At 69.4% G+C, this 21778-nt stretch carries 16 protein-coding genes; 4 read left to right on the top strand and 12 right to left on the bottom strand.

The window, feature by feature from the left end:
- Positions 1 to 162 precede the first annotated feature (162 nt).
- Entirely contained in the window at positions 163 to 774 is a 612-nt protein-coding gene (locus tag ACVCAG_RS22345; protein WP_440085400.1) for a tyrosine-type recombinase/integrase, read from the bottom strand.
- Between the two features lie 23 nt (positions 775 to 797).
- Here ACVCAG_RS22345 and ACVCAG_RS22340 point away from each other — a divergent pair, with 23 nt between their 5' ends.
- The gene (locus ACVCAG_RS22340) at positions 798 to 1232 is read left to right on the top strand and encodes an NUDIX domain-containing protein (protein WP_440085399.1); all 435 of its coding nucleotides are present in this window, start codon (positions 798 to 800) and stop codon (positions 1230 to 1232) included.
- A gap of 98 nt (positions 1233 to 1330) precedes the next feature.
- On the opposite strand, the gene ACVCAG_RS22335 is transcribed toward ACVCAG_RS22340, so the two are convergent.
- From ACVCAG_RS22335 to ACVCAG_RS22325, 3 genes are all read right to left on the bottom strand, one after another.
- Positions 1331 to 2014: a hypothetical protein gene (locus tag ACVCAG_RS22335; protein WP_440085398.1), complete on the bottom strand. Its 684-nt coding sequence runs from the start codon at positions 2012 to 2014 to the stop codon at positions 1331 to 1333.
- A 565-nt stretch (positions 2015 to 2579) separates the two neighbouring features.
- Positions 2580 to 3419, bottom strand: a complete 840-nt coding sequence (locus tag ACVCAG_RS22330; RefSeq protein ID WP_440085397.1) for a DUF3626 domain-containing protein — start codon at positions 3417 to 3419, stop codon at positions 2580 to 2582.
- Between the two features lie 302 nt (positions 3420 to 3721).
- The gene (locus ACVCAG_RS22325) at positions 3722 to 4783 is read right to left on the bottom strand and encodes an NAD(P)-dependent alcohol dehydrogenase (protein WP_440085396.1); all 1062 of its coding nucleotides are present in this window, start codon (positions 4781 to 4783) and stop codon (positions 3722 to 3724) included.
- 246 nt (positions 4784 to 5029) lie between these two features.
- Between ACVCAG_RS22325 and ACVCAG_RS22320 the strand changes: the two genes are divergently transcribed.
- Complete coding sequence (locus ACVCAG_RS22320) at positions 5030 to 5563, top strand: YbhB/YbcL family Raf kinase inhibitor-like protein (protein WP_440085395.1); 534 nt, start codon at positions 5030 to 5032, stop codon at positions 5561 to 5563.
- 91 nt (positions 5564 to 5654) lie between these two features.
- On the top strand, positions 5655 to 6344 hold the full coding sequence (locus ACVCAG_RS22315; RefSeq protein ID WP_440085394.1) for a DJ-1/PfpI family protein: 690 nt from the start codon (positions 5655 to 5657) through the stop codon (positions 6342 to 6344).
- 46 nt (positions 6345 to 6390) lie between these two features.
- Here ACVCAG_RS22315 and ACVCAG_RS22310 read toward each other — a convergent pair whose 3' ends face one another.
- From ACVCAG_RS22310 to ACVCAG_RS22280, 7 genes are all read right to left on the bottom strand, one after another.
- On the bottom strand, positions 6391 to 6549 hold the full coding sequence (locus tag ACVCAG_RS22310; protein ID WP_440085393.1) for a hypothetical protein: 159 nt from the start codon (positions 6547 to 6549) through the stop codon (positions 6391 to 6393).
- A 22-nt stretch (positions 6550 to 6571) separates the two neighbouring features.
- Positions 6572 to 13795, bottom strand: a complete 7224-nt coding sequence (locus tag ACVCAG_RS22305; protein WP_447190229.1) for an amino acid adenylation domain-containing protein — start codon at positions 13793 to 13795, stop codon at positions 6572 to 6574.
- On the bottom strand, positions 13792 to 14718 hold the full coding sequence (locus ACVCAG_RS22300; protein WP_440085391.1) for a fatty acid desaturase: 927 nt from the start codon (positions 14716 to 14718) through the stop codon (positions 13792 to 13794). The genes ACVCAG_RS22305 and ACVCAG_RS22300 overlap by 4 nt, the downstream gene beginning before the upstream one ends.
- A 31-nt stretch (positions 14719 to 14749) precedes the next feature.
- A complete protein-coding gene (locus ACVCAG_RS22295; protein WP_440085390.1) occupies positions 14750 to 15670 on the bottom strand; it encodes a pyridoxal-phosphate dependent enzyme in 921 nt (306 codons plus the stop codon).
- Between the two features lie 704 nt (positions 15671 to 16374).
- Positions 16375 to 17841 carry a GMC oxidoreductase gene (locus ACVCAG_RS22290; RefSeq protein ID WP_440085389.1) on the bottom strand — a complete coding sequence of 489 codons (1467 nt, stop codon included), beginning with the start codon at positions 17839 to 17841 and terminating at the stop codon, positions 16375 to 16377.
- A gap of 412 nt (positions 17842 to 18253) precedes the next feature.
- A complete protein-coding gene (locus tag ACVCAG_RS22285) occupies positions 18254 to 18841 on the bottom strand; it encodes a calcium-binding protein (protein ID WP_447190228.1) in 588 nt (195 codons plus the stop codon).
- A gap of 319 nt (positions 18842 to 19160) precedes the next feature.
- Positions 19161 to 19490 carry an antibiotic biosynthesis monooxygenase gene (locus tag ACVCAG_RS22280; protein WP_440085387.1) on the bottom strand — a complete coding sequence of 110 codons (330 nt, stop codon included), beginning with the start codon at positions 19488 to 19490 and terminating at the stop codon, positions 19161 to 19163.
- Positions 19491 to 19721: 231 nt separating this feature from the next.
- Between ACVCAG_RS22280 and ACVCAG_RS22275 the strand changes: the two genes are divergently transcribed.
- Complete coding sequence (locus ACVCAG_RS22275) at positions 19722 to 20438, top strand: YqjF family protein (protein WP_447190227.1); 717 nt, start codon at positions 19722 to 19724, stop codon at positions 20436 to 20438.
- A 36-nt stretch (positions 20439 to 20474) separates the two neighbouring features.
- Here ACVCAG_RS22275 and ACVCAG_RS22270 read toward each other — a convergent pair whose 3' ends face one another.
- Complete coding sequence (locus ACVCAG_RS22270; protein ID WP_447190226.1) at positions 20475 to 21695, bottom strand: cytochrome P450; 1221 nt, start codon at positions 21693 to 21695, stop codon at positions 20475 to 20477.
- Positions 21696 to 21778: the final 83 nt, after the last annotated feature.

The raw sequence follows: 21778 nt of genomic DNA, 5'->3' as shown, positions 1-21778 counted from the left end.
CCACACCCGCCTAGCACCATTCGGGAGCAGGTCGTAAGCCCCTGACCATGGCCGGGATGGTCCTGATAAGGAAGAGGTCCCAGGGTTCAAGTCCTGGTAGCCCCACCCAGCTCAGAGGCCATTTCCCGGCAGGGAAGTGGCCTTTTTCGATCTTCCGAGTGACTACGCTCCCTTGACTTCAATGGGGAAGATCATGTCCATCGCCTCGGCCCCATCGAGCAGCACCGGCCGGAGTTGCTTGCGGTAGACCTTCTCCGTCACCACGGTGCCCTTGTGACCGACCAGGCGGGAGATGTTCTCCAGGGCCATGCCGGAGTCCGACAGCAGCGAGACGAAGCTGTGCCGCATCTCCCGAGGAGTCCACTCGTCCTCGTTGAGATCGGTCCTCTTGAGGATCACCCGAAAGGCCCGGCGGACGTTGGCCGCGTCCAGCTCGGTCCCGTGCTTGCTCGCGAAGACGAGATCGTTTTCCTGCCACAGGTCGCCTGCCTTCTCCCGTGCAAGCGCCTGCCGCTCGCGATGCCCGTGCAGCGCGTCCACGCACAGCCTGGGGAGAGCGAGCGTTCGCCGGGACTTCTCGGTCTTGGTGTCTCCCCCGACTCGTACCGAGCGCCACACCATGATCGACGGTGGGAGCGGGGGATCCGCGTCCGGCTGGCCGTCCAGGTCCACATGCGCCCAGGTGAGTGCTTGTAACTCCTCGGTCCTGGCGCCGATGAGCAGCGACACCACGACGTAGGCGTACAGGATCGCCCCCTCGGCGGCCTTGAGCACCGACGCCGCCTGGTCGAGCGTCAGTGACTTCGAGCAGCCTGGTCGTGGGAGTGTCCGCCGTGGTCGTCGACGACGAGGGACGCATCCTCATGCAGCGGCGCACCGACAACGGGCTGTGGGCGCTGCCCGGCGGCGGGATGGACCTCACCGAGTCGGTGCCCCAGGCGGCCGTACGGGAGGTGAAGGAGGAGACCGGCTACGACGTCGAGGTGACCGGCATGGTCGGCCTCTACACCGACGCCCGACACATCATCGCGTACAGCGATGGGGAGGTACGCCGCCAGTTCAACGTCTGTCTGACGGCCCGCGTCGTCGGCGGAGCGCTCGCGATCAGTGACGAGTCGACCGACGTCCGCTGGGTCAGCAGGGAAGAGGTTGACACGCTGTCGATGCACGACACCCAGCGACTCCGGATCGGGCACTTTCTCGATGGGGCGGCCTCGCCGTACATCGGCTGAAAAGGACGGAAGAAGATCCAGCATGAGAGCAGAGATGAGGTTCCGCAACACCGGTACCACCGTGGGATGACTGGGCGGTGTTCCCTGACTCTCGTGCCTTAGATTCCGTGGCTGGCCGCGTCCGGCGTCAGCGCGAGCACGCCGGTTCCCCTGACCTCTGTCTCGCGCGTCAAGGTAAACGGGCTGACGCCGTACGCGGCGGCGATCTCGGGGGCCAGGTGGAAGGCGGCCCATGTCCATTCCTCGATCTGTTCACTGCTTGCGGCTTGCAGGTCTCCGTCGGCCGGAAGCCCCAGTTCCGAGCGCCGTGCCCGTTCCTGGGGCAGCGGCTCGCCGAGGGTGAGCAGTGCGTCATCGAGCTCGCCGGTTGCCGCGTACCGGCGTACGACGCTGCCGTGTTCGGCTACCAGCCATGCCGAGCCGTCTCCTTGCGCGCCGTAGTAGTAGGCCTGGGCCCTTCCGTAGCGGGCACTGAGCGCCTCGCACAATCTGAGCACGTCCTCTTGGCGTTCGCTGTCGCAAGGATCGCACCAGGCTCCGATGACCAGGGTCCAGCCGTCCACTTCAGGGGTGACAAAGACCCGCGACAGGTGACGGCGGTCATCCAGGTCACCGTGCGCATCGGTGTCGATCACTTCTTGGGCCTCGGTGAACGTGATCGGTCTGGGCGATGACAGGCCTAGGACTTCCATGACGCCCGCCTGATCGCCGGTGGGGATCGCGATCCAGTGGTTCCAGCACGTCGACACCGGCTCAGGCCAGTCCTTCATCTCTGCCCGCACGGGCCCACTATGCCAGGTCTTCCAAAGCGACCGGGGCGGAGGTTGAATCTCAAGATGAGTGACCAACTGGGTGACAACGGCCACGGACGAGGCTGGACGTCGGTGGATCACCGTGGACTGTACGCCCAGGTGGGAGCGGGTGTAACTCATGGTCCCGCCCCCGCCCGTCTTGCCTGATAAGGAAGAGGTCCCAGGTTCAAGTCCTGGTAGCCCCACTTCGACGAACGCCCCGAAGTGATCATTCTTCGGGGCTTTTTGCTGCAACGGCCTCATGCGAACAGTCCGTTGACCTTCTTGAGGGCGTCCTGGCGACTCTCGCCGTCCCCATGTGTGTAGATCTCCATCGTGACCGAGACGCGGCTGTGCCCGAGGATTTCCATCGCGTCACGCGGCGCGACGCCAGGTTTCTTGGGCAGCGACCTGGCGGTATGAGGACGAAGTTCTCCTGCGGTGCATCGATATCGAGGCACGCGACGAATGGATGGTCGCGCTCAGGTGGCACCAAGCGACTGTCGACCGGATCTGCCGGGGTGACGAGGGGGCGATCACGGTCACTCACGACCGGTCAAAGGCCCGGAGCAGCCGTCTCACCTGCCGTACTCGATGCACTTCCCAAGCTGACGACACCGCGACGAGCCTTCGCCTGGCTCGCGTCGAATGGCGAGCCGAAACGCGCCAGGCAGTGCCAGACCTTTTTGAGTGCCTGCGGGTCATAGCGGCCCGTGCGGGCCGCATCTCCGATGATCCGCGGGTCCAGGTGACCGTCCACGGCGATCTCCGTACCCAGATCGACATATTCCTGCCCGCGGTAATCCGGGTAGCGTCGCAGTTGATCAATGGCCAGCCGAAACCCGGCGTGCCATTCAACGGGGCATGGAAGCCGTTGAGCCGCGGCTTGCACGGCCGTTCCGCGATAACTCGGATCCAGGACCAGGGCTTCCACGTCACGGTCGAGCCTGACCGATCCGTGTACCTGCGCCTCGACATAGTCGTCCAGGGCGTCCGAATCATCGGCATCGGCCAACTCGATGAGTGCCATGCGAGACACGACGCCGAAGGCCGACGGTTCGAAGAAACTGTCCGGATAACAGAACGTGGCTCGTGAAAGGGCCTCTTCGGTCAGCCTGAAGTGGGCGGATCCGAACCTCGGCGCCGCACCGATGGGCTTGCCGCGGAAATTCAGTGCGCCGTAGACAGGGCGATCGTGAGCGGGTGCGTGGTCGTATGCGCCGCCGAAGATCCGACTCTCCCAGCGCCACCGGTCCCCGCCTGGATGAGCGGTCAGACCGCCATTGCTCGTGCCCGTGACGAACTGCGAGTGGTAGAGGCCGTCGTCCGCGAGTCCGAGCAGAATCAGCCGGCCACCCACCAGCCGGTCCGGATGGAAGTTCAGGGTCACACGCATGTGGGGGTCAAGTGGTCCACCTGACGACAGGGCTGTGACATGGCGGAGGGCTCGCTCTTGCGGCGACCCGGACGTGTCAGCGCTCACCCGTAGCGCACCTCCGCACCGGTTCCCAGGGTGTGATCGCGCCTTGCGGGGCTCGTCCAAGCGCGTGGTGTGATCATACTTAAGAGTCGGCGCGCGGCCACGCCGACGGTACCCGGGTCTTGGGCTTTGACCGGAGGGCTGGAACGGCGGGTGCGGTCCACTTCCGGCTCGTGGTGGCACCGGGGGCGGCCCGCTTGGAAACGATGGGTCGGTTGTCAGCCGAAGACGACGACCTGGCGGCCGATCACGTCGCCTCGGGCCAGCGCGTCGAGCCTGTCGTTGAGGTCGTCGAGCTCGATCGGTGTGACGGTGTGCTTGATCCGGCCCTGGCCGGCCAAGGCGAGGACCTCGGTGAGGTCGTTGTGGTTGCCCCAGAAGGACCCGGAGAAGGTTCTCTCGCCGGAGACGAACGGGAATATCGGGAATTCGACGCGCCGGCCCATCAGGCCCACCGACACGAGGCTTCCTTCGGGGGCCAGGAGCGCGGCGTTGAGCTCGAGTGACGGTGAGGCTCCGGAGCAGTCCAGGGCGCCGTCGATCTCGCCGCGGCCGGTCAGCTCCACCAGTTCGGCCCGTACCTGGTCGGGTACCTTGCCCCGGGTGTTGATCGCGTGGTCGGCGCCGTTGTGCTCGGCCACCGCGAGTTTGTCGTCGCTGCGGCCGAAGGCGACCACGGTGGCTCCGTCGCCGAGCAGCCGGGCGTACTGCACGCCGTAGCTTCCGAGCCCGCCGATGCCGCTGACGGCCACCGTGCGTCCCGGTCCGAGCCTTCCGGTGGCGCGGAGCTTCTTCATCCCGCGGTAGGGGGTCAGTCCGGCGTCCACCAGCGGCGCGAGGTACTCGGGCTTCAGGCCCGCGTTCGCGTCGACGCGGATGAGATGGCGGCTGGGAGCGGTGACGTACTCGGCGAAGCCTCCGGGTGGTCCGAAGCCGATCCACCCCCCGCTGCCGGTGCACAGTTGCTCGTTGCCTTCGTGACACTGCCGGCAGGTCCCGTCGCCCCAGGCGGGGTTCACGACCACCAGATCCCCCTCTGACAGGCCGGCCGAAGCGGGAACGTCCGCGCCGAGCCGAGCGACCTCGCCCGCTATCTCGTGGCCGGGAATGTAGGGGAACTCCAGATCGAGCGGGAAGTAGCCGTCGACGAGCTGGAAGTCGCTGCGGCACATCCCCGTGGCCCGGACTTTGATGAGAACCTCGTTCGGGCCCGGTTCGGGAACCGGAACCTCGTCGATCTGCAGTGGCTGCTTGTAGCCGTGCATCCGCGCTGCGCGCATGGTGACGCCTCCCGCATTCTGTTCAGATCAGATGGCCGTAAAGGCATGCGTACACCCTCAAAGTGGCGTTAAACACCATGAAACAGACAAAAAGGCGGGCAATCCTGGTTTGCCTTCATGCCGGCGGCGACCGTCGGGTCATGCACGCCTGTGCAGACGAGGGGAAGGCATTACCTCGCCGTGGCGCTCTGCCTTTGCCGCGTCACTAGGCTGAAATGGCCGAAAGGAGCCGAAAGGAGCAAGGCGGTGAACCTCAACGACCCCTTCGCCCGCCTGCCCGAGGTGCCCTCCTTCACCGTCACCAGCACCACGCTGACCGACGGCGCACCCTGGCCCGCCGAGCAGATGCACGCCGGCGTCCCGGGCGGCAGGGACGTCTCTCCGCAGCTGTCATGGAGCGGCGCACCCGAGGGGACGAAGAGCTATGCCGTGACGGTGCTGGACCCGGACGCGCCGACCGGCTCCGGGTTCTGGCACTGGGCCGTCGCCGACATCCCCGCCACCACGCTCGATCTGCCCGAAGGCGCGGGGGACGAGACCGGCTCGGGCCTTCCCGAGGGCGCCTACCAGCTGCCCAACGACACCCGCGCGGCGCGTTTCATGGGCGCGGCCCCGATGGCGGGAGGCGGCCAGGACCGCTACTTCATCGTGGTGCACGCCCTCGACGTCGAGACCATCGGTGTCCCGGCCGACGCCACTCCCGGCTGGCTGGGCTGGATCATCGCGAGCCACATCCTCGGCCGCGCCGTCCTGGTCGCCACCGCCGAGATCCCCGCCTGACCCGCGAGGCCGGCGGCCGGCGAACCCCTCATGTGACCTCGATCACAGCCGTACATAGGATGGTTCCTATAACGGGGGAGGCGATTGTCCGATGGCGAGGCTCCTTTTCGTGATCACGGGGACGGCGTACTGGACGCTCAAGGACGGCACCAGGCACGCGACGGGATACTGGGCCGAGGAGTTCGCGGCCCCCTACAAGGCGCTCACCGACGCCGGCCACCAGATCGTGGTCGCCACGCCCAACGGGGTGGTGCCGTACGTGGACATGATGAGCCTGCGCCCCGAGATGGCCGGAGGCGCGCAGGCGGCGATCGATCTGGAAGAGATCATCCGCTCCGCGGAGGTGATGCGGCGACCGATCGAGCTGGCGGACGCCCGCCTGGACGACTACGACGCCGTCTACCTCCCCGGCGGCCACGGCCCCATGGAAGACCTGTGCGCCGACGCGGACGCCGGCCGCTTGCTGACCGCGGCGCTGGCCTCCGGCAAGCCCCTCGCCATCGTCTGCCACGCCCCGGCCGCGATGCTGGCGACCAGGATCCACGGCGTGTCGCCCTTCGCCGGCTACCGCGTCACCGCGTTCACCAACGAGGAGGAGAACGCGGTCGGGCTCGCCCCCAGAGCCCGCTGGTTGCTGGAGGACGAGCTCATCGAGCTCGGGGTCGACTTCACCAAGGGCGACATGTGGAAGCCCTACACGGTGGCCGACCGCAACCTGCTCACCGGGCAGAACCCCGCCTCGGCGGCCGAACTGGCCGGACGCCTGCTCGAAGTCCTCTAGAGGGTGGTTCGTGGCCGCAGCTCATGCCGCGTCCGAGGCGGCACGGTCAGGAGGCGTCGTCCATCCGGGCGATCAGGCTCTTGGGCCGCATGCCGGTCCGGTCGGTCTCGATGTGCTCGAGGCGGCTCGCCCGGCCGGCTTCGCCGTGGACGAAGGAGAAGGCGGAGTCACGGCCGGGGCGAGAACGCCGGCCGCGAGCTCCCACCGTCCATGCTCTCGTCCACGCGTCAGGTACGGGCGGCGAGCCGGGCGTCGGCCTCCCGCTGCAGGTCGTCCAGGTTGCCGAGGTCCGCGGGCGGCACGGCGTCCGGCAGTTGTTCCTCCATGAAGCGCAGCCGGCGGTCGCGCCAGCCGTAGACCACCCAGATCAGCTGCAGCAGGCCGCTGAGGACGACCAGCAGCGCCAGGCCACGGCCCGGCCCTGTGCCGATCACGGAGCCGACCGTGCCGGCGAGGGCCCCGCCGGGTTCGAGCAGCGGCTGGACGTAACGCTCGGCCAGGGGCCCCATGACCAGATAACCGAGCGGCATCGTCATCATCATCGTCATCATGAAAAGGGACAGCACCCGGCCCTGCAGTTCCAGCCCGACCTTCGCCTGCACCAGGGCCAGCCAGTGTCCCTCGGCGATCGAGTCGCAGAACCAGATGGTGAACAGGCCGATCACGGGAAGGTACGGGCTCTCGATACCGGTGACGAACATTCCCACGCCGGACACGCCCAGGGCGATGATCAGTCCGGTGGTCCTGCGGGGAGTGCCGCCCCACAGGCCCATGGCCAGGCTGCCGCACAGAGCTCCCAGACCGCCCGCCGCCAGCGCCACACCGAGCATTCCGGTGGATCGTTCGGTCAGCAGCATCGGGACGATGACAGAGAAACCGATCATGTAAAGGACGTGATGGACGACGAAGAAACGCATCGCGCGGAGGAGGGGCGGTCGCTGGACGATGTAACGCCAGCCATTCGTGATCTCCTTGAGGAAGCTTTCGTCGCGGTGGCGGAAGAGCATGTCGGGAAACCGGACCGCGAGCAGGGTCGAGGCGCCCACGAGGAAGCTGAGCACGTCCAGCGCAACGACGCCCTCGATGCCGATGACCCCGATCAGGCCGGCGCCGATCATCGGTGCGACCACCGTTCCCAAGCCCATGCCGAGATGGGTGATCCCGTTGGCGTGGCCCAGGTAGCGTTTCGGCACCAACTGCGCCACCGCGGCCACGTAGGCCGGTCGCTGGAAGGCGCCGGCGACCGAGGCGACCGACACGACGAGGTAGATGTGCCACATCTGCAGCCCGCCGGCGAACACCAGCAGGCCGAGGACTCCCATCGCCAGGGCCGCCGCGGAGTCGCCGGCCAGCATGACGCGCCGGCGATCCCACCGGTCGGCCACCGCACCCGCCACCGGCCCGGCGACGATTCCCGGCAGCATGCCGATCGCGTTGATCAACGCGAATTCCGTGAGTGAGCCGGTCTGCTGGTAGACCCAGATGCTCAGGACAAGCGTGCTGAGACTGCTGCCGATCATCGAAACGAACTGGCCGAGCGCCACCAGCGCGAACCGGGACAGGCCGGGCGCCGCCTGACGGGGTACGCGGCCGCGGACCGGTGCCGGGTCCACGGGCTCCCGCTGGACCTCCTGCCGCGGCGCGTCCCCGCCCGGCCGGCGTCCGGCGTGCTCGACCAGGGCTCGGGCCAGAGGCTCCGCGTGGGTCTTCACGAAGAAGTGGCCGGCCCGGGGCAGCACAGCCAGCTCGACGGTGTCGGCGAAGTGCCGCCACTCGTGGTGGCGTTCCTCGTACAGCTCCGTGACGCGGTCCCGGGAGCCGACGACGCTGAGCACCGGTGCCCGCAGCCGCGCCTGCCCGGCCCCCTGATAGGCGGCGGTGAAGTACTCCTCGGCGTCTCGGGCGTCGTGCCGGACGTTGCGCAGCACGAACCGTTCCTGCTCGGGACTGTCCAGATCGGTGAAGCCGCCGCGCGCACGTAGGAAGGAGACGTACTCCCGGTCGGAGGTGAACCGGTCGGTCGGGACCAGTCTGTGGAACCAGTCGAAGAACCGTCCGGGCAGCCGGGCGGTGGGGAAGCTCGCACCGAGACCGACACCGACCACCTCGACGCCGGCCTCCTCGGCCCGCCGGGCGGCCTCGATCGTGACCGCGCTGCCGAGGCAGTGACCGTACAGCAGCACCGGCCCGGACAGCGACCGGAGCTCGGCGAGTACGAGCTCGGCCACGTCGGCGGCGGGCAGCAGAAGCTCGTCCGGCCGGCTCTGGTCGTGGCCGGGAAGCTCGACCGCGTAGAGGGACCAGTGAGCGGGAAGCGCCTCCGCCAGGGGCTGGTAGGAGATCGCGCTCCCGCCGGAGTAAGGGATCGCCACCACCGTCACACCGCCTGCCGCCTGGTCGGCGTCGGACGAGGTCAGCCGGTGCAGCAGTCGTCGCGGTCTCGCGTCAGGCTCCGCCGACCGCTCGTCGAGCAGGGTCGCGAGGCCGCGCACGGTGGGCTGCCGGTACAGCTCCACCAGCGCCAAAGAGGGATCGATGCGCCGGACGAGCCGCAGCGCGCTGAAGGAGTCGCCCCCCAGGGAGAAGAAGGCGTCGTCGATGCCGAACTCGTCGATGCCCAGCGTCTCCGACCAGATGGCCGCGACGCGACGCTCGGTGGCCGTCCTCGGGGTGGTGCCGGCAGAGGCCGCCTCCGAGTCCGGCGGAGCCGGCAGCGCCCGCCGGTCGAGCTTGCCGTTGGGAGTGAGAGGCAGCCGGGGCAACACGACCAGCCGGGTGGGCACCATGTGGACCGGCAGGCTCGTGGACAGGGTCTCGCGGACCACGGCCTCGGTGACCTCGTTCCCCGGTCGCGGCACCACGTAGCCCACGAGCTGGGCGATCCCCGAGGGTGGCAGGTGCACCGCGGCGGCGGAGGCGAGTACCTCCGGCAGCCCGGCGAGCGCGGTCTCCACCTCGCCCAGCTCGATCCGGTAGCCGTTGACCTTGACCTGGTCGTCCAGGCGGCCGAGGAAGTCGACCTTCCCGTCCCGGTGGTAGCGGGCGCTGTCCCCGGTCCGGTACATCCGGGCTTCCGGCTCGTCGTCGAACGGGTCGGCGACGAACCGCTCGGCGGTCAGTTCGGGCCGCTCGTGGTAGCCGAGAGCGACGCCCGCTCCGCCGAGGTACAACTCGCCGACCACGCCGGGGGGAAGGGGCTTGCCGTGCGGGTCCAGGACGTAGACGCGGTTGTTCGGGAACGGCCGGCCGATCGGCAGCGGCGCGTCAGGCGAGAGGCCGGCGACGTCACCGTCGAAGTAGACGTTGTCCACCGTCACCTCGGTCACGCCGTAGGCGTTCACCACCCGGTTGCCGGGACCCACCAGCCGCTGCGCCTGCCGGTACTCCCGCACCGGCCACTTCTCACCGCCGCCGATCAGCAGCCGGACGAAGTCAAGGTTCTCCCCGGTCGCCTCGACGTGCGCGAGCAGGTTCCGCAACACGGCGGGCACCAGCTCCGTGGAGTCGACCTGTTCCCTGCGCATCAGCGCGTACAGCTCCGCCGGGTCGAGCAACACCTCGCGCGGCACGACCACGAGCCTGCCTCCGGTGCACAGCGCGCGCAGCGTCTCGCCCACGAACATGTCGAAGGAGAAGCTGGCGGCCTGCTGGTACGTCCAGCTCGGCTCGAGGGCGTAGGCATCCTGCCACATGGCCACCGCGTGGACGAGGTTGGCATGGGTGACGACCACTCCCTTGGGCCGGCCCGTGGAACCGGAGGTGTAGATGACGTAGGCGGGGTCGGCCGGTCCCGCCGTCGCCTCCAGGTCCTCGCCGCTCTCGGCGAGGATCCGCTCCGCGTCCCGGTCCAGGGCGACGACCGCCACGCCCTCCGGCGCGGGCCCGGCCGCGGGCAGGTCGAACCTGGTGACGAGAGCGGTCGCGCCGCTGTCCTCCACCATGTAGGCGAGCCGGTCCGGCGGGTAGGCGGGATCGAGCGGGACGTACGCGCCGCCCGCCTTGAGCACGGCCCACATCGCGGCGAAGAGCTCGATGCCCCGGTCAAGACAGATCGCCACGCGTACGCCGGGGCGCACTCCGTGCCGGCGCAGCGTCCGCGCGAGCCGGTTGGCCCGCTCGTTCAGCTCTCCGTAGCTCACGGTCGCCGGGCCTGAGGTGAGCGCCGGTGCGTCGGGGGCCGACGCCGCGCATCGCTCGAACAGCTCGTGGACGGTGTCCGCCGCGGGCAGCCGGATCGCGTTGTCGTTCCACTCCCGCAGGATCCGGTGCTGCTCGACGGGGGTGAGCAGGGGCAGCTGACTCAGCGACGTGGCCGGTGCCCCGGCCGCCGCCTGCAACAGGGTGAGCAGGTGGTCGACCAGGGCCTCGACGCGTTCGGCGTCGAAGAGCTCGGTGACGTAGTCGACGGTGAGGACCGGGCCGTCCAGCGGGAAGTGCAGGCCGAACGCGAGATCCACCATCATCGCGGCAGGCGGCTCGTCACCGGCGTATCTCATGAGCGGGCGGCGCGGGGCCGGGGTGTTGTGCACGGTCACGCTGATTCCGCTGAGCCGGTTGACCCTGCCCGCCTGCGTCTGGCCGATCGCCGCCATGATGTCCGGCAGCGGCAGATCCTGGTGCTCCAGGTCCCGTACGACGGACTCCAGGACCCGGGAGAGCAGGTCGGCGAAGGTGGGATCGCCTCCGACGTCGCCGCGCAGCGGCAGGATGTTGAGGGCGGCGCCCACCAGGTTCTCCAGGTCGACGTCGTCGCGCCCGGCGACCGGTGCCAGCACCGTCACGTCACTGCGCCCGGTGTACTTGCCGATCACGGCCTGCACTCCGGCCAGCAGCACCATGAAGAGGCTGGCGTGGTGTTCCCGCCCGCAGGAGCCGAGCCGGTCGAGCAGAGCGGGCGAGAGCCTGCGGGAGACCCGCTCGGCCGCGAAGGATCGTACGGCGGGGGCCGGCCGGTCCGCCGGGAGCTCCATGTCCAGGTCGGCGTCGGCGAACCGGTCCCGCCAGTAGGCGGCGAGGGAGGTGTCCGCGGCCCGGGACTCCTTGCGGAGACCGAGCTCCAGCAGCTTGTCCGGCGGGGTCTCGACCGGCTCGCGGCCTTCCGCCAGGTCGTGGTACAGCTCCGCCAGCTCGTCCGCGAGCACGCCGGCCGACCAGCCGTCGAAGCAGAGGTGGTGGACGACGAGGAGCAGTTCGTCGTCGCCGCCGGTGCGCAGCAGCACCATGCGGGCCAGCGGGCCTTCCGCGAGGTCCATCGGCTCCCGCACGGCCTGGCGGCGCGCCTGCTCGGCGCCTGACGCCCGCTCTTCCCGTGGCAGGTCCCGCAGATCGATCTCGGTCAGGGGCACGGTGCCCGTGGGGTCGACGACCATGACAGGTTCCCCGTCCTGGAACGGGAAGCGGGCACGCAGCGCGGGGTGCCGGCGGGCCAGCTCCGCGAGGCACGCCTCGATCAGGTCCGCCCGTGCCGTACCGGCCCATCCGTACCGGATGCCGAGGGTGTACGCCGGCAGCTCGGCGCTCAACTGCTCGGTCATCCAGAACGTCCGCTGCAGCCCCGTGAGCGGCAGCACCCGAGGGCCCTCGGCCGGTCCCTCCTCCGGCGTGTCCAGGACGACGCGGGGAGCCCGCGGCGCGTCGGCCGCACGGACCGCGGCCACCACCTCGGCGAACGTCGGGGCGGCGTACAGCTCGCTGAGCGCCAGCTCCGCCCCGCACTCCCGGCGGAGCCTGCTGATCATGCGGATGGCGTGGAGCGAGTCGGCTCCGAGCGCGAAGAAGTCCTCGTCGGGGCCGATGCCGGTGACGCCGAGCAGGCTCTCCCACAGCGCGCGGACGCGCGCCTCGACCGAGTCTTGCGGACCGGCCTCCCGGACGGCCACGCCGTCGGATGCGAGCGGTACGGCCGCCAGCGCGGCCCTGTCGACCTTTCCCTGGATGTTGAGGGGGAAGGAGGCGTGCAGGGAGATCACGGCCGGCACGAGGTAGTGCGGCACCTCCTCACGCAGGCGCCGCCGCACCTCGGCCGTGTCCGGGCCACCGATGTCCGCGATCAGGTGTCCCACCAGCCGCGCCTGCCCGCCGCTCTCGTCGACCAGTACCACCGCGTCGGTGATGCCGGGAATCCTGCGCAGCGCGGCTTCCACCTCGGCAGGCTCCACCCGGAAACCGCGGATCTTCACCTGCCGGTCGAACCGGCCCAGATACTCCAGCGTCCCGTCGGGAAGCCGTCGCACGCGGTCGCCGGTGCGGTATTCGGGTGATCCTCCCGGCCCGGAGACGAACCGCTCCGCGGTCAGCTCGGGCCGGTGCAGGTAGCCGGTGGCCAGGGCGGCGCCGCCGATGTACAGCTCGCCCGGCCGGCCGTCGTCGGCCTCGGCGCCGTGCGGCGTGACGACCCGGCAGGTCACCCCCGGCAGTGGAAGGCCGATCGGCACCGGGTCGTCACCGTGCCAGGTCGTCAGATCGGCGGCGGTCGCCGTGACGATCGCCTCGGTCGGGCCGTAGGTGTTGAGCAGCCGCACGCGCCGGCGGACGCGCGCGTGCCAGCGCTCGACGGTCCGCGCGTGTACGGCCTCCCCGCCGATGATCACCATGCGAACGCTCGCCGGCAGCGCCGCTTCTTCCCTGTCGATCGCGGAGACGAGCTCCCTCCAGTAAGCCGTGGCCATGGGGAGCACGGTGATGCCCAGGTCGGCACAGCCGTCCAGGAACAGGTCGGGCCGGCTGATCATGTCGTCGTCGCGTACGAAGACGGCCGCGCCCGCGGTCAGCGCGGGAAAGATCTCCTGAACGCTCGCGTCGAAGCTGAGCGAGGCGAACTGGAGCACGCGGTCGTCCTGCGTGATGCCGTACTCGTCCCGGGCGGCCCCGCAGAAGTGCGACCAGCCGCGCCGGGGCACCACGACACCCTTGGGACGGCCGGTGGAGCCGGAGGTGAAGATGACGTAGGCGGTGTCGTCCGGGGAGGCGACGTCGGCGGGTGGTGGTGCGGTGGCCGGGCCTGCCGCTCCCAGGCGCAGCACCGGCGTGCCGGCAGGCAGGGGCGGATCGGCGTCCATCGGTACCAGCACGACCCGAGGTCGGGTGTCCTCCAGCATCAGGGCCAGTCGCGCCGTCGGATAGCCGGGGTCGAGCGGCACGTAGCCGGCGCCGGCGCGCAGCACCGCCATCATCGCGGTCACCGCCGCTCGTCCGCGCGGCAGGCACAGCCCGACCAGACCGCCGGGCTCGACCCCGGAGCCGGCCAGCGCACCGGCCATGCGGTCCACCTCGGCGACCAGTTCCGCGTACGTCGTCCGGCCTGTCGCGTCGATCAGCGCCGGCGCGTCGGGCGCCCTGCGCGCCTGTTCCCTGATGGCGGCGAGCACGTCGAAGGGCGGGCTCTGCGACGCGGTGGCGGAACCGGGGTGTCGTTCCGCCTTCGCCGGACCGGCGACGCGCACGTCACTCATGCCTTGCCCTTCCCGCTGAGGGCCGCCCAGAGGGTGCGGTAGAAGTCCATGTAGGTGCGCTCGACGTGGAGGGCGTAGAGCCGGGTCTCGTCATGCCGCTCGGGCAGTTGGCTGATCGGCACGCTCATCGCGGCGTGGTGCTCGATGTGGAGGTTGTTGCCGTTGGTGAACCAGGTGCTCAGCCGGCTTCCCCTGATGGACCGGGTGTTGCGCAGCACGTCGGTGCTGTCGGTGTCGCAGAGGACGTGCTCGGGCAGTTCCACGAGAAAGTGCATCGGAACGGCGAGGAGGAGCGGCAGCACCCACAGCCGCAGCGGGTAGTCACCGTACCCGGCCGCGGTGACGCAGAGCGCGACCAGGACGGCGCCGCCCAGAACGAGGTGATCGACGACGATGCGGCGGCGCATGGTGGGGCTGACCGGCCCGAACCCGTACGTCCAGCGTCCCGTGGCGGCGAGCACGACCTCCCACAGGACCGTGCCGAGCCGCCGGTAGTCGAACAGCCCGCGTGCCAGGTGCGACACGGTCAGCGGGGCCCGCATGTCGAAGCCGAAGAACTCGGTGTCCTGGGGAGTGCCGAGATGGCGGTGATGTTGCAGGTGGCGTAGACGGTAGTGGCTGTAGACGACCAACAGGGGAATGCCCAGGGGGAGACCCACCAGCCGGTGCGGCCAGGACTTGCGGAACGCCGAGTGGTGCAGGCACTGGTGCTGTAACTCGACGGCGTGCGTGTACATGGCGGCGAGGATCACCACGCCCAGAACGATCAGCGGCGGCTCCGGGCGCAGCGCGAGGACCACCCCCACTGCCGTCAGCACCGCGAGCGCGGCGAGCTTGGCGACGAAGACCCACTGGTCGTTCCGGTTCACCTTGGTACGTGCGAAGAGCAGCGTGGGGCCGTCTTGGGTGACTGCGGTCATCATTTCCTCGATCAGGTGCGGTCGTCGGGGTATGTCAACGTCCGCTGAGCAACACGACGTGGGTTCCGGACAGCGAGCCCGTCATGCGGGCGTGCGCGAGCAGCCCGGCGAGGGCGACGGCTCCGGCTGAGGTGGGGTTCGCACCGTACGGGACGAGCATGGCCTTGGCCTCGATCAACTCCTCGTCCCTCACCCCGAACACCTCGCCGCCGGTGTCGGCGATGGCGGCCATCGCCTCGGGTCCCTGCAGGGCATGCCAGTTGACCAGCGGCTGGTTGTGATCGGATGTCGTGACGGCGTCCGGCGGCAGCATGCGGTATTCGTCCGGCCAGCTGGTCACCACCGGGTTGTTGCCCGCGGAGCACACGCCGTTGATCACGCTGAGCCAGCCGAGCGCTCGCATCCGACGATGGACGGCGATGGTCGTGGTGCCGTTGCCCACCGGGATCCACAACGCCGCGGGCGGCGCGTCGAGCGCCTCACGCAGCGCGGGCACCACCGTGCCGTGTCCCTCGAACACCGCGTCCACGTACGGACCGTCCACGTTGCCGTCGACCGCGCCCTCCTCCTCGGCCAGCCTGCGGGACGCGTCCACCGCCTCCTCGTAGCCGCCGCGCACCGTGACGACGTGGGCCCCCGCGTCGCGCATCCACGCGCCGCCGTCGCTCCAGCCCTCCGGCAGGACGACCGTGCAGGCCATGCCGGCGGCCTGACACGCGATCGCCATCGCGCGACCGTAGTTGCCGCAGGTCGCGATCACCACACGCCGGTACCCGCCGGCGGCGGCGCGGGCCACCACCGCACGAGCCGCCGGCTCCTTGTGGCTGCCGGAGGCGTACCGGCTCTCGTCCTTGATCAGGATGCGAGCTCCGGGGAGGAGGCCCTTGGCGTCGATCAGCGGAGTTCCGTACGCGTCTGCGGGCGCGCCGGCAGACGTCAAGGTTTCCGTGGACATGCGTCTCCTCGGACAGGTAGTCGTACATGGGGGAGAAAAAGATCAGGCCTGATCGCTGGGAGGGGCAGGACCGCGTCCCGTTCCTGCTCGGGAGTGTCGGCGTCGTCCTGGGGCGTGCCGACCACGCCCGTCGGCGCGTGGCTGATCTACGGCGCGACTACGTCAAGAGATCCATGAGTCCGCCGGTCGGCAACCGGCAGGGGAGACACTGATGTCATCCGCTCAATCTCACCGAGATCTCCTTGCACCGGCCAGGGACGTTTGTTAGAGCCGTACGCTACAAAACGCCCTGCCAGAAAGGGTTAACGCCGACCGAAACCTACGCGTCGATTGAGGAGCGATCATGCGATATTCGAATTAACCAGCAGGTAAAAGCCACATGCGGGCGCTCTTTGTCGACGATGACGCGCATTCGGGCGGGCCGAAAAGTGAGGTTGAGCATGGCGGTACTAGGCGGTGTCGGACGGTGATTTCAAGGTGACCCGGGCGCCTGGTCCCACCTGCCCCGGGGTTGTAGGTGGGTGTCCATGCCCGGCCGACGGGACGCGAATCCACGTGTGCGACGAGGACGGCAGGCCGTTGCCCCCCGGGACGGACCGGTGGAATCCCCCTCGTTCACGAGGGGGAGGAGATCGAACCGGAACCACCACGGCACGCGGCTGCTCCTCGCCGAGGATGGGGCCGGCCGCCTCGTCGGATCGTCGTCACAGGTCGGTGGCTATGATCTTCTCGATGTTCCGTTCGGCGAGCGCCGTGATGGTGACGAACGGGTTGACGGTGGTGTTGCCGGGAATCAGCGAACCGTCGATGACGTACAGGCCGGGGTAGGCGGTGAGCCGGCCGTAGTTGTCGGTGGCCCTGTTCAGGACCGCGCCGCCGAGGGGGTGGTACGTGAGGTGGTCGCCCCAGATCTTGTACACGCCGAAGAGGTCGGTCCGGTAGATCGTCCCCTCCTTGGCGTTGATCTTGTCGAAGATCGTCTTGGCCATGTCGATGGACGGCTGCTTCCAGGAGGTCTGCCAGTTCAGGTCGACCTTGCCCGTCGCGGCGTTCCAGGAGAACTGGGCGCGGTTGGGGTTCCTGGTGATCGACAGGTAGAACGAGGCGAAGGTCTCGATGCCGACCGGCAGCGGCGCGACCTCGGCGAACGCGCCGCCGGCGGCCCAGTTGTCGATGCCGGAGCAGGGAATGGTCGACTGGAGGCCGCCGGTCGGGTCCCACAGGTGGTTGGCGCGGCCGCACATGACGTTGCCGTTGTCACCCCAGTTCTTGCCGATCTCGTTGTTCAGGTCGGGCAGCGCGCCGGTGGCCTTCAGCTTGACCAGCAGTTTGCTGGTGCCGACGCTGCCGGCGGCGAAGAACACCTTGTCCGCGGTCACGGTCTTGGTGGCCGTGGTGTCGCCGCCGGTGTTGATCTGCTCGATGACGACCGTGTAGCGGCCACCGGCCGCCGGGGCGACCGAGGTGACCCTGTGCAGCGGTGAGACGGTGACGTTGCCGGTGGCCTTGGCCAGGGCGATGTAGGTCTTCTGCAGCGACTTCTTGCCGTGGTTGTTGCCGTAGAGGATCTCGCCGGCCAGCGCGGACCTGGTGGCGGTTCCGGCCGCCTCCTGCTTCATGTGGTTCCAGTCGTACACGTTGGGCACGAAGACGAACGGGAGGCCGGAACGCTGGGCGTGCTTTCTGCCGACCCGGCTGTACTGGTAGCAGGCGGTGGTGTCGAACCAGGCCGGGTCGATGGAGGTGACCCCGAGTCCGGCGTTGGCGCGCGGGTAGTAGGTGTCGTACATCTCGTCGGCGTTCACCGACGGGAGGACGGCGCTGAAGTTCTCGCGCTTGGGGGTGACGGCCATGCCGCCGTTGACCAGCGACCCGCCGCCGACTCCGCGGCCCTGGTAGACCGTGATGCCGCCGAACTCCTCGGCGTCCAGGATCCCGGTGTAGCGGGTGATGTCCCTGTCGATCGGGAAGCCGAGGAAGTAGTTGAGGGGGGCCTTGGTCCTGGTCCGCAGCCAGTAGGACCGGTGGTCCGGCGCGGTCGTGGTGCAGAAGATCTTGCCGTCGGAGCCCGGGGTGTCCCAGGCCATGCCCATCTCGATCATGTGCACGCTGACACCGGCCTGGGCGAGACGCAGGGCGGCGACGGAGCCTCCGTAGCCGGTGCCGATCACCAGGGCTGGGACGTGAGCGCCGTCGGCGATCGGAGCGGCTGCGGTGACGGATTGCGCCTGCGCCGCGGTGGTGTGACCCGCGAGGGCCGTGATTCCCAGTATGGAACCAGTTCCACTTATGAATCCGCGACGCGATATGCCTTTGGGACTGGATCCAACTGAGCCTTTCTTATTCATGTGATTTTCCTCACACTCGGGGGGTGGAACCAGTTCTATATGTTTCTGGGGTGTTAATCCACCACGCGTCCGCGAGTGATTTGTGTCCTGCGGGCTACCGGAAACTCCAGGCACGGTTCGGGGCGGTCTGTCATCGTGGCTCCCCGCGTCATGCGGGCGTCATGGTGACAGCCGCCCCGGCGGACGTTCGAAGGACGTACGGATACGGAGGCCGTCCGCCCCGGTCTTCGAGACGTCAGCTCTCGCAGGACTCCTTGATTTCGGCGGCGCAGAAGTCCCTGCCCGCCCCGCCGACGACGGAGTCGGCGCCCGCGTTGCCTTCGAGGACGTCGTCGCCGTCGTTCCCGTTCATGGTGTCGCCGCCGGTCTGGCCGGAGACGATGTCGCGGGCCGCGCCGCCGGAGAAGCCGTCCCTGCCGGCGCCCAGGAAGGCGCGCATGGACAGGGCGGTGTTGTTGCGCAGGGTGTCGGCGCCCCCCTGGAGGTTGGCCTGGATGCCGGTGATCCCGGTGGCGGGGCAGCGGACCGTGTTGTCGTCGACCTTCTGGCAGGTCCCTCCGGTGGAGAGCGTGTCGGTGGAGTTCCTGATGAGGAGCGAGCCGTCGGCGTCGATGTCGATGCTGATGTCGTCGGCCAGGTTCCCCGCGTTGACGGACAGCAGGCTTCCGGTCACGGCCACGTTGGTGTCGGCCAGCGCGGGCCCGGCGAAGGCCAGCGGCGGGGCGGCCATCAAGATCCCCACTGCCAGCACCCGCAGCCCGGCCCCGCGGATCACGCCAGGCCGCGGCGCCTCACGCTTCGTGACGTTCCTCCGTGTACGCATGAATCCCCCGTGTGTTCGGTCGCCGGCCACTTCTGGCGGTGACCGGCCGACGGGCTCCTGGGCCCGGGACGATTACATCCCGTGACCACCCGCGGCCTCGCGTCGCTGCGCACGCTGTGAGAACTGTTTTACGGAGAGTTCTGAAAGCTAGACCGTCTCCAGGGCCGGACGCCCCCGGTGCTCGGCGGAGGTGCCTGCGACAGACGCGGCACCGGGGGTGAAGCCCGGCCTTCCGGACGGTTGGGGCGGACGGCCGCTCGGCTCTGGACCGGTGTCGGTTCAGGGGCGCTCGGCTCTGAGTGGTTCAGCCCTGGATGGTTCAGCCCTGGGCCGGTGTCAGCTCCGCCATCCGCGACCATCCCTCACCGGGCGTCTCGACATTGATGATCTCCGGCGTGCTCGCGATCACCTCGGGCATCCAGGCCATCGCGGTCTTGAAGTGGTCCGAACCCACGTGCGCCGCGCCCGCGGCGGACGAGGCGAACGCCTCCAGCAGGACGAACTGGCCGGGTGTGTCGACGCTCCTGGACCATTCGAAGAAGATGTTCCCCGGCTCGTCCCGGGTGGCCCGGGTGAAGTCGTCGACGAGCGAGAGCCACTCCTCGGCGCGCTCGGGACGGATGGTGAACTTGACGGCGATGAAGATCATTGGTTGGCCTCTTCAGCTCTGTTCCGGCTCCGGCGAGATGCCGGATCTGTCGAAATCATGGTTCCGCCGGAATCGCGGTTCCGTGGAAATCATGGCTCTGTCGTGGCTCTGCCGAAAATCAAGACGGATGTCCGCTCCCGGGTGTCGCGCGGGACGATACCCGGCGCCATGGCCAAGATGAGTGGCGGACGCGCCACCCGGGCGCCGCCGCGACCCGAGAAGGAGCGGATCATGCAGGCTCCGCCGTCCCCCCACCTCACCCGCCCGGTCATGTACCACCGCTGGTCCGAGATGACCTTCATGCACTGGCGGTACCCGCCGGCCGCGATCCAGCGGCTGCTGCCCCCCGGGCTCACGGTCGACACCTTCGACGGCGCGGCCTGGGTCGGCCTCACCACCTTCCTGATGGAGGACGTACGGGCGCCCGGCGTGCCCGCGCTGCCGTGGCTGTCGCGGTTTCCCGAGACGAACGTGCGCACGTACGTACGCGACGAGCTGGGGCGGGACGGTGTCTGGTTCCTGTCGCTGGACGCCGGGCGGCTGCTCGCGGTGCTCGGCGCGCGGGCCGGGTACCGGTTGCCCTACTTCTGGTCCCGGATGGCCGTCAGCGCCGTCGGCGAGCGGCGCGGCTACCGCTGCCGCCGGCGCCTGCCGGGGCCCGTGGGGGCGCGCTGCGACGCGGTCGTGGAGTTCGGACCGCCGCTCGCGGAGCCGGAGCGTGACGAGCTGGCGCACTTCCTGACCGCCCGCTACCGGCTGTTCACCACGGTCGCGGGCAGGACGGCCACGGCCCAGATCGAGCACCCCGACTGGCCGCTGCGCCACGCCCGGCTGATCCACCTGGACCAGGACCTGCTCCAGGCGGGAGGGCTCGACGCCCCGGATCACGCTCCCGTGCTGCACGCCTCGTCCGGGGTGCCGGTACGGATCGGGATGTGGACCCGGTGACGCGCGAGCCCTGCCTCCCGGCCCGGGTCCGCACCGTCACTCCTGCCTGACGAGGAGGTGGCGCGGCCCGCGCAGGACCGCGCTCTGCCGGTACGGGGGCGGGTCGGCGACGAGCCGGGGACTCTCCAGGTTGCGGAAGAGCTCGTTCAGCGCGATCTGCGCCTCCAGCCGGGCCAGGGGGGCGCCGAAGCACAGGTGGACGCCTGCGCCGAAGCCGAGGTGCTGGATGTCCGGCCGGTCGGGGTCGAACCGGTCGGGGTCGCGGAAGTAGGCGGGGTCACGGTTGCCGGAGGCGAGCACGAGCGTGATCCGCGAGCCCTTCGGGATGACGGTGTCCGCGACGGTGAGGTCGCTGTACGCGGCCCGCCAGGGGATGAGCTGCACCGGAGGCTCGTAGCGCAGCAGCTCCTCGACCGTCCGGATGATCATTTCCGGTTCGCGGCGCAGGCGCTCCAGCACGTCGGGGTGGCGCAGCAGCGTCAGCACGCCGTTGGTGATCAGGTTGACGGTCGTCTCGTGGCCCGCGATGAGCAGCAGGTTGGCGGTGCTGACGATCTCCTCGTCCGTCATGCGCCCGTCGGGCCCGTCGTCGTCGGCCATCCGGGACAGCAGGTCGTCGCCCGCGGGCCGGCCGCGGCGGCTCTCCAGAAGCTCGGCGAGGTACGCCCTGAGGCTCTCGCGGGCCCGCACGCCCTCCCGCATGCGGTCCTCGGAGTCCGTCGCGGGGTCGACGTCGAGCATGGCGACGATCGCCTCGACCCAGCCGTGGAACCGCGGCTCGTCCTCGCGGGGTACGCCGAGCAGATGGCAGATCACGGTGACGGGGAAGGGGTAGGCGAAGTCGTCGACGACGTCGATCTCCTCCTTGCTCACCAGGTTGTCGATCAGGCGCGTGACGACGGCGTTCAGGTCGGGCCGCAGGTCGTCCACCAGCGTGGGCGAGTGCGGGGGGCCGAAGTGCCGCATCGCCATGCGGCGCAGCCGGTCGTGCTGTGGCGGGTCGAGGCCGATGAACGCCGGGGTGTCCCCGCGCATGGCGAGGGTGGGCCCCGGCTGGTCGAGGTTGTGCGCGTCGGAACTGAGGTGCGGGTCGTGCAGCAGCGCGGTGATCTCCCGGTAGGTGCTGACGACGTAGCCGCCGTCCTCCTGCCGGGCCACCGGGGTCCTGCGCAGTTCGGCGTAGAGCGGGTACGGATCGGCCCGGCTGGAATGGTCGAGAATCCGCTGGAAAGTGCTGGACGCCTGGGTGACTGTCATGACCGCTTCTCCTCGGTTGTGCCGCTTCCGGCCGCCCGGAGTTCCACCGTCCCTGGTCGGAACCGATCGAACCCGGTCGAGAC

The sequence above is a fragment of the Streptosporangium sp. G12 genome, assembly GCF_052983175.1.
This window is presented reverse-complemented; position numbering and strand designations above follow the sequence as displayed.

What these genes read in the sequence shown, in the direction of transcription:
- ACVCAG_RS22300 (WP_440085391.1), bottom strand. Translation starts at nt 14,718, where the DNA reads ATGATGACCGCAGTCACCCAAGACGGCCCCACGCTGCTCTTCGCACGT.
- ACVCAG_RS22275 (WP_447190227.1), top strand. Translation starts at nt 19,722, where the DNA reads ATGCAGGCTCCGCCGTCCCCCCACCTCACCCGCCCGGTCATGTACCAC.
- ACVCAG_RS22280 (WP_440085387.1), bottom strand. Translation starts at nt 19,490, where the DNA reads ATGATCTTCATCGCCGTCAAGTTCACCATCCGTCCCGAGCGCGCCGAG.
- ACVCAG_RS22295 (WP_440085390.1), bottom strand. Translation starts at nt 15,670, where the DNA reads ATGTCCACGGAAACCTTGACGTCTGCCGGCGCGCCCGCAGACGCGTAC.
- ACVCAG_RS22325 (WP_440085396.1), bottom strand. Translation starts at nt 4,783, where the DNA reads ATGCGCGCAGCGCGGATGCACGGCTACAAGCAGCCACTGCAGATCGAC.
- ACVCAG_RS22330 (WP_440085397.1), bottom strand. Translation starts at nt 3,419, where the DNA reads ATGCGTGTGACCCTGAACTTCCATCCGGACCGGCTGGTGGGTGGCCGG.
- ACVCAG_RS22305 (WP_447190229.1), bottom strand. Translation starts at nt 13,795, where the DNA reads ATGAGTGACGTGCGCGTCGCCGGTCCGGCGAAGGCGGAACGACACCCC.
- ACVCAG_RS22315 (WP_440085394.1), top strand. Translation starts at nt 5,655, where the DNA reads ATGGCGAGGCTCCTTTTCGTGATCACGGGGACGGCGTACTGGACGCTC.
- ACVCAG_RS22270 (WP_447190226.1), bottom strand. Translation starts at nt 21,695, where the DNA reads ATGACAGTCACCCAGGCGTCCAGCACTTTCCAGCGGATTCTCGACCAT.
- ACVCAG_RS22285 (WP_447190228.1), bottom strand. Translation starts at nt 18,841, where the DNA reads ATGCGTACACGGAGGAACGTCACGAAGCGTGAGGCGCCGCGGCCTGGC.